Origin of the sequence: Paenibacillus sp. 276b (assembly GCF_900107875.1) — a bacterium.
In the GTDB taxonomy this organism is placed as follows: domain Bacteria; phylum Bacillota; class Bacilli; order Paenibacillales; family Paenibacillaceae; genus Paenibacillus; species Paenibacillus marchantiae.
Genome location: NZ_FNRR01000004.1, coordinates 466,719 through 481,204 on the forward strand (window position 1 = coordinate 466,719; position 14,486 = coordinate 481,204).

The 14,486-nt window shown below is 48.1% G+C and carries 13 protein-coding genes and 1 other annotated feature; of the genes, 12 read left to right on the plus strand and 1 reads right to left on the minus strand.

Translation table 11 applies throughout. The annotated features are described in order from the left end of the window. Positions 1–17: 17 nt before the first annotated feature. The 9 genes from aroE to leuS all read left to right on the plus strand — a co-directional run bounded on the left by aroE (position 18) and on the right by leuS (position 8,850). Positions 18–881 (plus strand): shikimate dehydrogenase, encoded by an 864-nt coding sequence (aroE, locus tag BLV50_RS21305; protein WP_072734525.1) that lies wholly within the window; start codon positions 18–20, stop codon positions 879–881. A gap of 316 nt (positions 882–1,197) precedes the next feature. Then, positions 1,198–1,491 carry a ribosome assembly RNA-binding protein YhbY gene (gene yhbY / locus BLV50_RS21310; RefSeq protein WP_063567269.1) on the plus strand — a complete coding sequence of 98 codons (294 nt, stop codon included), beginning with the start codon at positions 1,198–1,200 and terminating at the stop codon, positions 1,489–1,491. A 15-nt stretch (positions 1,492–1,506) separates the two neighbouring features. Beyond that, entirely contained in the window at positions 1,507–2,097 is a 591-nt protein-coding gene (locus BLV50_RS21315; RefSeq protein WP_063567270.1) for a nicotinate-nucleotide adenylyltransferase, read from the plus strand. Next, a complete protein-coding gene (gene yqeK, locus BLV50_RS21320) occupies positions 2,081–2,647 on the plus strand; it encodes a bis(5'-nucleosyl)-tetraphosphatase (symmetrical) YqeK (protein ID WP_090809899.1) in 567 nt (188 codons plus the stop codon). The genes BLV50_RS21315 and yqeK overlap by 17 nt, the downstream gene beginning before the upstream one ends. A 22-nt stretch (positions 2,648–2,669) precedes the next feature. Further along, positions 2,670–3,017, plus strand: a complete 348-nt coding sequence (gene rsfS, locus BLV50_RS21325; RefSeq protein WP_072734522.1) for a ribosome silencing factor — start codon at positions 2,670–2,672, stop codon at positions 3,015–3,017. Further along, positions 3,014–3,919 carry a CvfB family protein gene (locus BLV50_RS21330; RefSeq protein WP_063567272.1) on the plus strand — a complete coding sequence of 302 codons (906 nt, stop codon included), beginning with the start codon at positions 3,014–3,016 and terminating at the stop codon, positions 3,917–3,919. Before rsfS ends, BLV50_RS21330 begins: the two co-directional genes overlap by 4 nt. Before the next feature lie 139 nt (positions 3,920–4,058). Next, entirely contained in the window at positions 4,059–4,829 is a 771-nt protein-coding gene (locus BLV50_RS21335; protein ID WP_063567273.1) for a class I SAM-dependent DNA methyltransferase, read from the plus strand. A 181-nt stretch (positions 4,830–5,010) separates the two neighbouring features. Then, a complete protein-coding gene (locus BLV50_RS21340; protein WP_090809901.1) occupies positions 5,011–5,967 on the plus strand; it encodes a phosphotransferase family protein in 957 nt (318 codons plus the stop codon). 98 nt (positions 5,968–6,065) lie between these two features. Then, positions 6,066–6,333, plus strand: a binding site (T-box leader). Positions 6,334–6,405: 72 nt separating this feature from the next. Further along, positions 6,406–8,850, plus strand: coding sequence for a leucine--tRNA ligase (leuS, locus tag BLV50_RS21345; protein ID WP_090809903.1), 2,445 nt, complete (start codon positions 6,406–6,408; stop codon positions 8,848–8,850). Here leuS and comER read toward each other — a convergent pair. Further along, entirely contained in the window at positions 8,831–9,676 is an 846-nt protein-coding gene (comER, locus tag BLV50_RS21350) for a late competence protein ComER (protein ID WP_063567276.1), read from the minus strand. The genes leuS and comER overlap by 20 nt on opposite strands. A 186-nt stretch (positions 9,677–9,862) precedes the next feature. Here comER and BLV50_RS21355 point away from each other — a divergent pair, with 186 nt between their 5' ends. The 3 genes from BLV50_RS21355 (at position 9,863) to BLV50_RS21365 (ending at position 14,033) form a co-directional block, all read left to right on the plus strand. Beyond that, on the plus strand, positions 9,863–10,450 hold the full coding sequence (locus BLV50_RS21355; RefSeq protein ID WP_256338015.1) for a ComEA family DNA-binding protein: 588 nt from the start codon (positions 9,863–9,865) through the stop codon (positions 10,448–10,450). Positions 10,451–10,545: 95 nt separating this feature from the next. After that, complete coding sequence (locus BLV50_RS21360) at positions 10,546–11,067, plus strand: deoxycytidylate deaminase (protein ID WP_063567278.1); 522 nt, start codon at positions 10,546–10,548, stop codon at positions 11,065–11,067. Positions 11,068–11,171: 104 nt separating this feature from the next. Beyond that, a complete protein-coding gene (locus BLV50_RS21365; RefSeq protein ID WP_090809905.1) occupies positions 11,172–14,033 on the plus strand; it encodes a ComEC/Rec2 family competence protein in 2,862 nt (953 codons plus the stop codon). Positions 14,034–14,486: the final 453 nt, after the last annotated feature.

Genomic DNA, 14,486 nt, shown 5'->3' on the forward strand with positions numbered 1-14,486 from the left:
AGATCGGAGGCGGAAGTATGTCGGAACAGAAAAAAACAAATCCTTCACTCCCTGTCCTGCTTGGCGTTATGGGTGATCCCATTGCACATTCCAAATCGCCTGCTATGCATAATGCGGCTCTGCAGGCTGCAGGAGTGAATGGAATGTATATGCCGCTGCATGTTCGTCCCGAGCAGCTGGAATCCGCCATTCGAGGCATTGTGGCGCTGGGGTACCGCGGTGTGAATGTAACCATTCCGCACAAAGAACAGGTGATGCAGTATCTTGATGTCATTGATGAAAGTGCACGCCTGATTGGCGCGGTGAACACCATTGTCAATGAAGAAGGCAAGCTGACAGGGTATAATACGGATGGCATCGGTTATGTGCGTTCCTTGAAGGAAGAAGCTGTTCCGGAACTCGCAGGTAAACGTATCGCTGTTCTGGGGGCTGGCGGAGCAGCAAGAGGTGTGATATACGCTCTTGCTTTGGAGAAGCCTGAACGGATTAGTATTCTTAACCGTACAGCCGACAGAGCCGTTGCCCTTGCTTCCGATCTGCGCGCTCATGGACTGGGTGACATCACAGGTAGTGGAATGGAAGAGGCTGCTGCGGTACTGGCTTCGGCTGATATCGTGATTAACACGACAGCAGCAGGCATGCATCCGCATGTAGATGACGTACCTGTTGACCCTGCACTCATTCGAGCAGGCGCAGCAGTAAGCGACCTTATTTACAATCCGCTGGAAACACGCCTGCTTCGCGAGTCAAGGCAGCGTGGATGTACTGTGCATGGTGGTCTTGGTATGTTTATATACCAGGGTGCGGTAGCATTCGAGCACTGGCTGGGCATCCCGGCTCCCGTGGAGACGATGCGGCGAGCTGTGTTAGACAGTTTTTGATATTGTAAAATGAAAACAAGATTACACGATGACGAAGAGTGCAGAACCAATCTGAAGAAACGAAGTGCTCGCCTCAAAGCTTTCTGTAGGAAAGCTGCTTCGGAAGCATAAGCTTTCACCGGATTTCCCCCTTTATAAATGAAATGAAGAAATCTGGGGATAACAGCGATCGTAAGATGGTACTGCAATCGTAGTCACACTGTGTAAACTTTGTTAGTTCGTTTTATGAATGTAAAAATATAATTGAACGGTCAGGCCTAGGGCAGACATTGTGCTGTTGCTAAGGCTTGCTCACCATAAGGAGTATGGAGTATTCATGTTAAACGGTAAACAAAAGCGCTTTTTGCGTTCACAGGCACATCATCTGACCCCTGTATTTCAAATCGGCAAAGGGGGAACGAATGAGCACCTGTTCCGTCACATCGAAGATGCGATTGAGAAGCGCGAATTGATGAAAGTGCAAGTGCTCAACAACAATGACGAGGACAGAAAAGAGATGGCCGAAGAAGTTGCCCGTGAAACGGGTAGTGAGCTTGTACAAGTCATCGGTAACACAATCATCCTGTACAAAGAATCGCGCGATAACAAACAAATCGAACTACCTAGATAAGGGAGTGTGACGCGGGTGAAGATCGGTATCATGGGTGGTACGTTTGATCCGATCCACATGGGACACCTCCTGGCAGCTGAAGCGGCAAGGGATTCGCATGCACTGGATGAGATCTGGTTCATGCCTTCCCATGTTCCACCTCACAAACGCGGCGCCGGAGCTTCGGGACAGCAACGTCTCGAAATGACGGAAGCGGCTGTGAAAGGTGTGCAGCAATATGAGGTGCTGGGTATCGAGATGGAACTTGGCGGTGTGTCCTATACCATTGATACCATGAAGGAGCTTTGGCGCCGCTATCCGCAGCATGAATTTTACTTTATTGTTGGAGCGGATATGGTGAACTATCTTCCCAAATGGGAGCAGATCGAAGAGCTCGCCGAACGTTTAACCTTCATCGGTGTGGGAAGACCGGGATTCCAGTTACATCTGGATGACCTGCCGGACGCGTTGCAGGATCGGGTATTGTTGGCTGAGATGCCCCTAGTGGATATATCATCCACAGCCGTACGCAGACGTCTTGCCAAAGGTCATTCGGTACGTTTCATGATTCCTGATGAGGTGCACCAATACATTGTAAGGAGCGGTTTATATGGGACTAAGCCGTGACGAACTGATCCGCGCAGTTTCCGGTCAAATGCCGGAGAAGCGTTGGAAGCATACGCTGGGTGTCATGGAGTCGGCAGTGTTATTGGCTGAAAAATATGGTGCTGATCCTGTAAAAGCGGATTTGGCAGCAATCTTGCATGATGTGGCCAAGTATTGGCCCGTATCTGAGATGGAAGCGGTCATCCGTGATAATGGTTTGAACGAAGAACTTTTGCAGCATGACAAGCAGCTCTGGCATTCCGAAGTGGGTGCTTTTGTTGCTGAACGTGACTACGGCATCGATGATGCCGAAATTATTAATGCTATTCGTTGGCATACCTCGGGTCGAGTGGGCATGAGCCTGCTGGATAAAGTGGTATGTCTTGCGGATTATATTGAACCGGGAAGAGACTTCCCGGGAGTAAATCATATTCGCGAACAGGCTGAGCTCAGTCTGGAAGAAGGTTTAATTGCCGGTTTTGACTCAACGATCAGCTTGTTGATCTCGCAGCGCCGTGTCATTTACCCTTTGACCATGTTGTCGCGGAATGACTTGATTGCACATTTATAGATTAGATTATGGAGGTTGGTTCATGACAGTATCATCGAAAGAACTTATGAATATGGCGGTTGCGGCCGCTGACGATAAAAAAGCATCCAACATTGTAGCACTGGATCTGATTGGTATCTCGCTGGTAGCGGACTATTTTGTTATCTGTCACGGGAATTCCGATACTCAGGTACAGGCGATTGCAACAGAAATTCGCAAACAGGCGCATGCAGCCGGAGTGAACATCAAAGGCATCGAAGGTATGGATTCCGCACGTTGGGTATTGATGGATATGGGTGATGTGGTTGTTCATATCTTCCACCGAGACGAGCGTGAGTATTACAACATTGAACGACTGTGGTCTGATGCCAAAGTGGTGGAAACGGTATGAGTTTGATCGCAGGAACAGTCGTCAACTTGCCGGTTTCACGTGAAGTGTCTCCGTTTGGCTACTTTTTGACGACAGGATCGGAAGATGTACTGCTTCACTATACGGAGCTTACACGGGACGTTAAAATTGGAGAAACGCTGGAGGTCTTTCTGTTCTTTGATACGGAAGATCGCCTGGCGGCAACCATGAAAAAACCATATCTCACTCTAGGCGAAATGGCACGTCTGGTTGTGGCTGACATTCATCCACGCCTTGGCTGTTTCCTCGAGATGGGGCTTGGGCGGCAATTGCTACTCCCGATTCGTGAGCTGTCTGAATTGGAAGAGCTGCGTCCCCAGGTGGGCGATGAAGTCTTTGTTATTATGGAACATGACAAGCAGGGACGTTTGCGTGCGAAATTGGCCGGAGAACGTGAGCTTGCACCATTGTCTTTCCATGCGCCAACCTCATGGGTTAATCAATGGGTTGAAGCTACGGTGTACAAGACACTTCAGATGGGTACGTTTGTACTTGTTGAAGGTGGAGTGCTGGGATTTGGAGCCATTGGCATGATCCATTCCTCGGAGCGTAACCGGATGCTGCGTCTGGGTGAAAAGGTAAACTGCCGGGTAACTATGGTCCGTGAAGATGGACGTGTCAATCTGGCAATGTCTCCTCTCAAAGAGGTTGGTCGCAACGAAGATGCAGACAAACTGCTTGCTTTCATGAAAGAGCGCCCTACGGGCGGCATGCCGTATTCGGATGCAACCCCGCCGGACATCATCAAGCAGCGCTTTGGTATCAGCAAATCCGCTTTCAAACGGGCCTTGGGCAAACTGATGAAGGACGGTCTGGTAACTCAAAAGGAAAACTGGACCTATCTGACAGAGTCTGTACCTCAGGATCAGAACGAGGACAAGTAGACAAACGGGTAGAATGGATCAAGCATACGCTTGAATCCACAAGTAAAGGCAGGGCAAGGCTGGGTGAACTCCGGACGCCCCTGCTTTTTCTTTTGTTCAAAAGAGATTCGAAAATGAAATTGAAAGTGCGGTGCCTGACATGTCTTACCGGAAATTTGCCTATGTGTACGATGAATTAATGGAGGATATGCCTTATCCGGACTGGATAAGGTTTGCGAGAACGGCTTGGGAACGGCATGGCATGCCGAAAAGTGTGGCTGAACTGGGCTGTGGAACCGGCTCAATTACGATCCCACTGGTGAACTCCGGCTTTGAAGTTACAGGTATTGACCTGTCAGCGGACATGCTGTCTGTTGCACGCAGTAAAATGGAGGCCACGCCTCAAGGCCACCGCTTATATCGGGAAGGCAGTGTCCGCTGGGTGCAGCAGGATATGCGGGACTGGAGAGTACCGGAGCCTGTGGACTCGGTGATATCGTTCTGTGATTGCGTGAATTATCTGCTTGAAAAAGAGGATATCGTTCGTACCTTTCAGCGTACTTACGAGATGCTAAAGCCGGAGGGCACATTCCTGTTCGATGTACATCATCCGAATACCCTTATTCGATACGAAGAGGAGCAACCATTTGTGTTGGACGAACGCTCCGTATCGTATATTTGGACCTGTGATATGGATCATGAACGGTGTGAGATTGAGCATCATCTAAGTATCTTTTCGCGTGTGGCTGAGAGCGGCAAGGATATGTACCAACGGTTTGAAGAGGTTCATGTTCAGCGTGCGTATGATCCGGACTGGATGAAGCTGGAGCTCACGAAGGCTGGCTTCAGAGATGTACGTGTATATGCTGATTTTGAGTGGAAAGAGGCGGGAGAAGGCGCACAGCGTCTATTCTATGTAGCCGTGAAATAGGATTAAGATAAAGAACTGTCCTTATGATGTTTGTATAAGGGCAGTTCTTTGTTTATAAGAATGTTTTTTATATGTAATAAAAGTTATTGCCAGTGGGGTTAAAGGAAGCCATAATAGTTGGATGGAAAACGTTTTCTAATTAGTAGAATCCTGAAAAATTAAATTCTGGGTGGGATGCAGAATGGAAAGTACATACAAAACAAGGCTTACTTCTGAACAGTTAGACGGAATTGTGCAGCAGCATTTTAACACAGGTATCCAAGAATACAAAGAAATGATCGACGGCTGGGCAAACCACGCTTACTTTATCACCAAGAACGACGGACAGAAGGTTGTACTCAAAATAGCTCCTTCTAATGGCATTAAGCTGATGCGCTGCGAACAGCATGTCATGGTTGCTGAGGTTGAAGCACTACGACTCGCGGCAGAACTTCAGGATGTACCCGTTCCTCGGGTATTGGCCTATGATCCATCGCTCACCCTGGTTCCGGCAGAGTATTTTATTATGGAGTACATGCCAGGAACGCCGTATAACAAAGTCAAAGATCAGTACAGTGCAGAAGAGCAGGAATTCATAGAGCAGCAGCTGGGTGCGTACAATCGTCGGATCAATGAAATTAAAGGAGAGAAGTTTGGTTACTTTTCCTCAAAGAAATCGCATTATACGACGTGGAAAGAAGCTTTCCTGTGCCTAATGGATGATATGCTTGCAGATAGCAAGGCAGCGGGTTTGGAATTTTCGATTCGTTATGAGGAACTGGAGCGTTTGATTCAAGAAAAATCGGATGTGCTGGATGATGTCAAAGAGCCTGTGCTTGTACATTGGGATTTGTGGGATGGGAATGTATTTGTAGAAGCGGGGAAAATCACGGCTATTATCGATTTTGAACGTTCCCTTTGGGCAGATCCTTTCATGGAGCACTATTTCAGTCATTTTAATAATACACTGGGATTCCTCAAAGGATATGGAAGAGCGGTTACAACAGATAGTGAACGAAAAAGAAGAAGTTTATATGATCTGTACTTTGATCTGGCGCTGAGAATCGAGTGTCCGTATCGTCAATACGAGAACAAGGAACACATTCAGTGGTCGATTGATAATCTAGAAGAAGGAATCAAGCGATTCCAGTCGTCTTAATGTGTATACTGATGCATAGCATTGCTTATACTCAACAGACAGTGTAATATTGACTTTAATGCTGCTTTTTTATATAATGTTTCCGATCATATCGTATACATATTTCGATGATAAGGATCAGTAGTGAATCCTGTACATGACAGAGAGCCGGCGGTTGGTGCAAGTCGGTTGACAGTATTTCACGAACTCGCCTTGGAGAAATGCGGTGATTACACCATCTTGCAAACGACCGAAGTTACATTCGGGTTCAGGAATGGAAATCCGCATCGGTTAACCGCCGTTACAGGTCCAAAGGGAGTGGATGACGAAGCACGATCGTCCGCTAACTAGGGTGGTACCACGGGAATTCAACCTCTCGTCCCTAGCGCTGCAAACGCTACGGGATGCTGAGGTTTTTTTGTTGCAATAAAAGCGAATAACCAAGAGGAGGAACAATAGATGAGTGAGAATCAACAGCCGAAACACGGCTATAAGCCACAAGACATGGAGAAAAGTTGGCAGCAATACTGGGATGACAATAAAACGTTTAAAACGGGTGAAGACCCCGCTAAACCGAAGTTTTATGCCCTGGATATGTTTCCATATCCATCCGGCTCAGGCTTGCACGTAGGTCACCCGGAAGGATATACGGCAACGGATACTGTATCCCGTTTCAAACGTATGCGCGGTTTCAATGTATTGCATCCAATGGGTTGGGACGCTTTCGGCCTGCCTGCTGAGCAGCATGCATTGGATACTGGTGAGCATCCACGGGATATTACATTCCGCAATATTGACAATTTCCGTCGCCAGATCAAATCACTGGGTTTCTCATATGACTGGGATCGGGAGATCAGCACAACAGACCCTGACTATTACAAATGGACGCAATGGATCTTCATCCAGTTGTACAATAAAGGCCTGGCTTATGTAGATGAAGTGCCTGTGAACTGGTGCGAAGCTTTGGGAACGGTACTGGCGAACGAAGAAGTTATCGACGGTAAGAGTGAGCGTGGTGGACATCCGGTCGTTCGTAAACCGATGCGCCAATGGGTATTGAGAATTACGGAATATGCAGAGCGTTTGCTGGAAGACTTGGAAGAGCTGGACTGGTCGGAAAGTATCAAGGATATGCAGCGCAACTGGATCGGCAAATCGACCGGGGCGGAAGTTACTTTTGCCATTGAGGGTCATGAAGAAGTTATTAAAGTGTTTACGACACGTGCAGATACTTTGTTTGGTGCAAGTTATGCTGTATTGGCACCTGAGCATGAGCTGGTTGAAGTCATTACAACGGCTGAACAGCGTGAAGCAATCAAGGCATATCAGGAACAGGCTGCTCGCAAGAGTGATCTGGAACGTACTGATTTGGCTAAAGACAAAACGGGTGTGTTCACAGGAACTTATGCAATCAATCCGGTAAACGGAGCGAAGGTGCCAATCTGGATCGCCGATTATGTTCTGGCTGGATACGGCACAGGGGCGATCATGGCCGTTCCGGGACATGACGCTCGTGACTGGGAGTTTGCGAAACAGTTTGGTCTGGACATCATCGAGGTTGTACAGGGTGGCGACGTGACACAAGAAGCGTATTCCGGAGACGGACCGCATGTGAACTCCGATTTCCTGAACGGATTGAACAACGAAGAAGCGATTGCGAAGATGATTGCCTGGTTGGAAGAGAATGGTAAGGGGCAAGGCAAGGTAACCTATCGTCTGCGCGATTGGCTGTTCAGCCGTCAGCGTTACTGGGGTGAACCAATCCCGATTCTGCATCTGGAAGACGGAACGATGAAGACGGTGCCGGAAGATCAACTGCCTTTGCTGCTGCCGGATATTGACCAGATTAAACCCTCGGGCACTGGAGAGTCACCACTGGCGAATGTTACGGAATGGGTTAACACCGTAGATCCGGAAACGGGAATGAAAGCACGTCGCGAGACGAACACAATGCCACAATGGGCAGGTAGCTGCTGGTATTACCTGCGCTTTATTGATCCACACAATGACAAGGAACTGATCTCTCAGGAGAAACAGCAGCAATGGCTGCCAGTTGATCTGTATATCGGGGGAGCAGAGCACGCGGTGCTTCACTTGCTGTACGCTCGTTTCTGGCATAAAGTGCTGTATGATCTGGGTGTGGTGCATACCAAAGAGCCGTTCCACAAACTGGTCAACCAAGGGATGATCCTGGGAACCAACAATGAGAAGATGAGTAAATCCCGTGGTAATGTTATTAACCCGGATGAGATCGTCAATGAATTCGGTGCAGATACATTGCGTCTGTATGAAATGTTCATGGGGCCTCTGGAGGCGACAAAACCATGGAACGCTAACGGGGTTGAGGGCATGCACCGCTTCCTGTCACGTGTATGGCGTCTGTTCATCAATGAAGATACAGGTGCAATTAATGACAAGATCACAGCAGATGGTGGAACCGATGAGTTCAAGCGGACTGCACACAAGACAATCAAAAAGGTTACAGAGGATATGGAACATCTGCGTTTCAACACAGCGATCAGCCAGTTGATGATCTTCATCAACGATGCGTACAAAGCAGATACGCTGCCGCGTGAAGCAATGGAGAACTTTGTACAGCTGTTGTCACCGCTGGCACCGCATATGGCAGAGGAGCTGTGGAGCCGTCTCGGTCATGAAGGTGGAATCTCTTACGTAGCTTGGCCTGAGTATGATGAGTCCATGACGGTGGACGCCGAAGTGGAGATTGTTGTTCAAGTGAATGGCAAAATTGTAACCCGTGCTACGATCGCGAAGGATCTGGACGCACAGGGCATGCAGGACTTTACAATGGAACTGGCACCTGTGAAACAGGCACTGGAAGGCAAGACCATTCGCAAGGTCATTGCCGTTCCAGGCAAACTCGTTAATATTGTTGCCGGTTAATCTCACCGGCTTTGAATAGTTCATCCAGCTTCAACAAATCTTCATCATATTTGTCGTGAGTCGTCTGGATCAGACTGTCAAAAACCCCATTCAGACTGACCTTTAGCAGGGCAAGTGCCTGTGCGGTGATGCCGCCAGGGACAGCCACGCGAGCCTGAAGTTCTTGCGGGGTGTATCCTCCTTCGGTGAGCAGCTTGCCTGTTCCCAGGAGCATCTCGCCGGCAAGAGCGCAGGCGTCGGCTCGTTTGATGCCTGTAAGCTTGACGGCACTCTCAATCCATTGCTCCAGAAAGAACGATATGAATGCAGGTCCGCAGCTGGAGAAGTCGGATGTGATCCGGGTGCAGGCTTCATCCACTTGATAGGGTCTGCCGATATGACTGAGCAGCCCTTCCAGCACAGCGCGGTCTTCGGTAGTCATTCGCTCACCGTGAATACACAGGGACGCTCCGCTGCCGACCTGGTGCGTAACGCTGGGGATAACTTTGGAGACTTTGCAAGGAAGTGAAGATTCCAGATGGCGCAGCTGCACGGGACTGGTGATCGAGACGATTATATGATTGGGATTCACGACAGGCAGGATGTCGTCAATGACATGTTTGAATTCAAGTGGCTTCACGCACAAAAAGATGATATTGCTGCGGATGACGGTTTCCCGGTTGCTCTGTGATTCATGCAGACCGGGGTAACGTAGGGATAGCTGCCGTACTTTGGAAGGGGTTCTATTGCTGGCGGCGATCTGCCGTGGCTCAAGTGCACCGGATTGAATCAAGGCATAGATCAGCAGGCTGCCCATGCTGCCGGTTCCGATAAATCCAACCTTCATTGTTCAGGCCTCCTTTCATGCTTTACGGTAATGGCGCAGTTCTTTCCCTCTAGTGTATGCGTCAGGACCTGCTTCACATGACATGAAAATAGTACAGCTTGGTTTACCAGGCAAATCCAACGGTTCGGAAGCACCGCCCGTGTTCAGAATAGATTTTTTTGAATCCAGGGAGAGGTGTGGAAGAAAATGAGATGGAACAAGGGGATGACCATTGCTGCGGCGGTGGTCGGATGTATTCTGATATTATGGTCGGGCAAAAGTGAACAGCCGCCTTCGGGCTGGGAACCTATGCAGCTCGCCACCGAGAAGCCGACGATAGAGCAGGAAACCCCTGCTGTACAGTCGGCTACTTTGGTTCAGGAACAAACGAAGGCTTCCGATGCAGAACAGAGATCGTCAACAACAGAGGCCCCAGTAGAGACTAATCTGGTTGATGCCGCAGCAGGGAAAGTGTCTGATCAGACAGTTGCAGTTAAGCAAACGGATACTCCTACTGATGGGACACAAACGAAATCCGAGGCAGCGGTTGTTTCACCAGACAATAACCAAGCTTTGGTAAGCAATGAAGATGTCGACAATGGCAAAATTGATGTCAATACAGCTCCGGCAGCGAAGCTTATGGACCTTCCTGGAATTGGGGAGAAAAAGGCGCAAGCCATTATTGATTATCGTAATTCCCATGGTCCTTTTACCAAAGTCAGCGATCTGACCAAGGTGAAAGGAATCGGAATGAAGATGCTGGAGAAAATGGCTCCTTATGTACAGATCAGGTAATCACGCAATATTAAATATTAGGATATAAGTTGAATTGGAAATGACATAAGAACGATGTATGGGTTCAACTTTCATCATGTGGGAGGGAAACGGTTATGAGCACAGCAGACGTACGCAAAGACTGGGATACGTATTTCATGGACATCGCATATATGGTCTCTACCCGTTCCCGCTGTTCACGCCGCCATGTTGGCGCCGTACTTGTTCAGGGGAAGAAACTGCTTGGAACAGCCTATAACGGTGCGCCCATGGGGGTTCCGGACTGCTCTGAAGCAGGATGCATGATCTCGGAAGAATATGAGCTGGTGGTAACCGACGGTCAGGAGGAAATGGTTAAAAAGCAACGCTGTATTCGTACTATTCATGCGGAGCAGAATTTGCTTTTGTTCACCGATCGAATTGACCGTGAAGGCTCTTCTGTATATGTCACGGATGAACCTTGCTGGACTTGCTCTAATATGCTCGCGAATAGCGGTATTACAGAAATCGTGTTTCATCGCCCGTATCCCAAGGACACAGGCAAGGTAACAAATATGATGAAGCAAAAAGGTATTACGTTTCGTAAGCTGGAAAATTACCAGCCTCCGCGGGAGACGATGATGACAGTAAGTGACTAGAACCAATATAATATTCAAATTTGCGGGGAAGAACCTCCGGTTGCTGTATCAGCTGCCGGGGGTTTTTCTGCGTTCATACGGGTGACACAAAGGAGGGGAAGAAAATGAAAGGTAGACCTTTACTCGTATTTACCGTCTGCTGGTTATGCGGTAGTGGGATGGCATGTGTATTATCGGGTTGGTCCTTGATCGTGGGAATGATCGGAGCATTCGTTTGTCTGCCTCTTTTACTACGATGGATTGATATACGCGGTTGGTCCATCTTGTTACTGATTGGAGCACTCGTTGGCGGTGCTGTGCACTGGGAATGGAATGATGCGCGGAATCGGAGTAGTCTGCCCGATATCACACATACGACAGCCGAGGATTTGGACGGTTATGCAGCTACACTCGAAGGAACCCTTATGTCGGATGTACGCATAGATGGGGATCGGGCTGATTTTGAAATGCAGGTCACGTCGATGCTTCCACTATCCGATGCATCCTCGGCGCCAGCGTCGGAAGCGCGAACTGCGCCTAACGTGAGAGAACGTCTAATGGTCCAAGTTCGCCTGGCTGAGGAAGAAGAACAGCAAGTAGCAGCAGGGTGGAAGCGAGGAGATACGATCACGTTGACGGGTGCGCTTGCGCTTCCCAGCGAAGCTAGAAATTTTGGTGGGTTTGACTATCGAAATTACTTAAGGACTCTTCATATCCATTGGTTGTTTAAAGTGAAGGGTGCCAGCTCGGTAACCACCGTTCCGCCGGAAGGGCTGGGGGAACTCAATATCCTCCGGTGGAATGACATCGTCAGGCATAAACTTGGCGCAGCGGTAGAACAGATATTTCCCGAACCTCATGCGGGGTATATGAAAGGCCTGATTATTGGGATGGCTAATGATATCGATCCGGATACATATGGACAATTTTCACAGCTTGGTTTAACTCATATATTGGCGATCTCCGGAACACATGTCGCGGTGTATGTGGCATCGCTGCTTCTCCTTTTATCATGGCTTAGGTTAACCCGAGAAACCTCGCTCACCATTGTGTTGCTGCTAATACCTGCATATGTACTGTTGTCTGGCGGTTCGCCATCAGTCATTCGTGCGGGTATCATGTCGATGATTGGTTTGTATATGGCGCGGCGCGGGCTTGCGAGGGATGGATTGCAGATGATCAGTGCAGCAGCGTTGTTGATGATGTGGTGGAACCCGTATTTTTTACTGAGCGTGAGCTTTCAGCTATCTTTTCTTGTAACGGCTGGACTGATGATTTACATGCCACTGATTAATCGGATATTTAGCAGTTGGCCCAAGGGCCTTGCAGCAACAGCTTCTGTGACGGTAACAGCACAGCTCATTTCTTTTCCGGTCACGATTCTGTATTTCAACCAGTTTTCACTGCTTTCATTTGTCGCAAACTTCCTGCTTGTATCTTTGATCAGTGCCATTGTACTTCCTCTTGGAACGGTTGCCCTGATTTTATCGTTCATTTGGATACCTCTGGCTAAACCATTGGCGTGGATTGCTATTATGTTGAACAAATTGACCTTTGTAAGTGTGGAGTGGATGAACAGTTTGCCTGGATTTGTGCTGATCTGGGCTACCCCATCGCTACTGTGGATAACAGCATATTATGCCGTTCTCTATGCGCTTCTGCGGGTCCTTCATCGTGGTCGAGGTGACCAGCCTGTAGTTCAGGGCACAGAAGAGGATACGGCTCCGCTGGATCGCCGATTTGTTGGGGGAACGCCTAAAGCGGCTCTAGGATTGTCTGGGTTGTCTAATGTATCATCACAAGGATTAAACAAAGGTGGACGTGAGGCTAGCCCGGGTTCGATGACAACATTAAGTGCAAGTATTGCCTGGCCGGAATATACCAGTGCATTTGCTGCGCGTGGGGCGGGTTTTTACTCTGGTGAACGGATGAACGTCTTCCACAAATGGATGTGTGCGCTGCTGGCTCTCAGCTTTGTGGTGGGATTATGGTGGGCATACCAGACACCGCAGCCTGCGGGGACAGGAGTGGTGCAGTTTTTGGATATCGGACAAGGGGACAGTACACTTATTACAACACCTGAAGGCAAACATATTTTGGTCGATGGTGGAGGTACGGTCCAGTTCGGGAAGTCTGAACAATCCTGGAAGACACGGCGTGATCCATACGAAGTAGGGGCCAAGGTGGTCGTTCCTTTATTGAAAAAGCGGGGCATTCATCGGCTGGACGCCGTAATCGTAACCCATGCCGATCAGGATCATGCTGGTGGATTACAGGCCGTGCTCGAACAGATTCCAGTGGAACGATTCATGTTCAATGGGACAACCAGCGGTACAGCCAATTTCGAGAAATTGCTGGATACCGTTATAGACAAGCAGATTCCGTTATATGCCATTCGCCAAGGGATGTCCTACGCTCCGGATGGGGAGACCAGACTACATTTTATATATCCGGATCTGGAGAAAGCGATGGATACAGAAGAAAGATTGCCCTTCTCGGAACATCAGAATCATGATTCGGTTGTCTTTATGCTGGAAATGGCAGGCGCCTCATTATTGTTCACAGGAGACATGGATGCTGCAGCCGAGCAGGATCTGCTCTATATGATTCAAGATGGATCGCTCTCAGCCTCGTTTGGACAGTACGATGCGGATGCTACGTTAGTAGATGTTACTATTCAGGAGATGTTTACACGTCATTTGGGGGAGAATCATGAGGTTCCTGTCACCATAGACGTATTAAAAGTTGCACACCACGGTAGCAAAACATCGTCAACGGAAGCTTGGTTACAGTACTGGAATGCATCTGCATCCGTGATATCTGCTGGGGCCAACAATACATATGGACATCCCAATCCTGGGGTGCTTGAACGTCTTGTAGATTCGGGTACAGAGATCTATCGAACAGATCAAATGGGGGAGATTCAGATGAAGATCAAAGATGGGAAGATTGATGTGCGCTACAAGTTGACGATGGATGATTCATGAATTTCTGTGGGAGTTGGCTAAAATGGATTACTCTCTTGCTTTTGAAATACCAACTATTAAGCTAATTATAGTCGCACTGAATAAGTTAATCGTGTGATCGATTTGATCCCAAGTTTTATGGCGTATCATCATATTATATACAATAAATAATAGACTACAGAGTAGAAAAAATCCCAGGAAGTACTTTAAAAAGATTTTCAAATTCATTTAATCTGCCTCATATCTGCTTAGAAATTTTGTTGCGCCGTTGTGAGTTCTAGTTCGTCTGTGCGACTTGAATTACTATTAAATAGTGTCCAGTTTTCCGTTAGTTGTCTGATTTCGCTCCTCTACGTGCCTATATTTTCTATTTTAAGTTATAAAATGGGATTGATTATGCTGTTTATGTGAAATTAATGTAAAATTTCGTGAAAGATACGTAATACTTCTGTGTTCATCATGTTCGCTCAATAA

What these genes read in the sequence shown, in the direction of transcription:
- BLV50_RS21340 (WP_090809901.1), top strand. Translation starts at nt 5,011, where the DNA reads ATGGAAAGTACATACAAAACAAGGCTTACTTCTGAACAGTTAGACGGA.
- rsfS (WP_072734522.1), top strand. Translation starts at nt 2,670, where the DNA reads ATGACAGTATCATCGAAAGAACTTATGAATATGGCGGTTGCGGCCGCT.
- yqeK (WP_090809899.1), top strand. Translation starts at nt 2,081, where the DNA reads ATGGGACTAAGCCGTGACGAACTGATCCGCGCAGTTTCCGGTCAAATG.
- yhbY (WP_063567269.1), top strand. Translation starts at nt 1,198, where the DNA reads ATGTTAAACGGTAAACAAAAGCGCTTTTTGCGTTCACAGGCACATCAT.
- aroE (WP_072734525.1), top strand. Translation starts at nt 18, where the DNA reads ATGTCGGAACAGAAAAAAACAAATCCTTCACTCCCTGTCCTGCTTGGC.
- BLV50_RS21360 (WP_063567278.1), top strand. Translation starts at nt 10,546, where the DNA reads ATGAGCACAGCAGACGTACGCAAAGACTGGGATACGTATTTCATGGAC.
- BLV50_RS21365 (WP_090809905.1), top strand. Translation starts at nt 11,172, where the DNA reads ATGAAAGGTAGACCTTTACTCGTATTTACCGTCTGCTGGTTATGCGGT.
- BLV50_RS21355 (WP_256338015.1), top strand. Translation starts at nt 9,863, where the DNA reads ATGAGATGGAACAAGGGGATGACCATTGCTGCGGCGGTGGTCGGATGT.
- BLV50_RS21335 (WP_063567273.1), top strand. Translation starts at nt 4,059, where the DNA reads ATGTCTTACCGGAAATTTGCCTATGTGTACGATGAATTAATGGAGGAT.
- leuS (WP_090809903.1), top strand. Translation starts at nt 6,406, where the DNA reads ATGAGTGAGAATCAACAGCCGAAACACGGCTATAAGCCACAAGACATG.
- BLV50_RS21330 (WP_063567272.1), top strand. Translation starts at nt 3,014, where the DNA reads ATGAGTTTGATCGCAGGAACAGTCGTCAACTTGCCGGTTTCACGTGAA.
- comER (WP_063567276.1), bottom strand. Translation starts at nt 9,676, where the DNA reads ATGAAGGTTGGATTTATCGGAACCGGCAGCATGGGCAGCCTGCTGATC.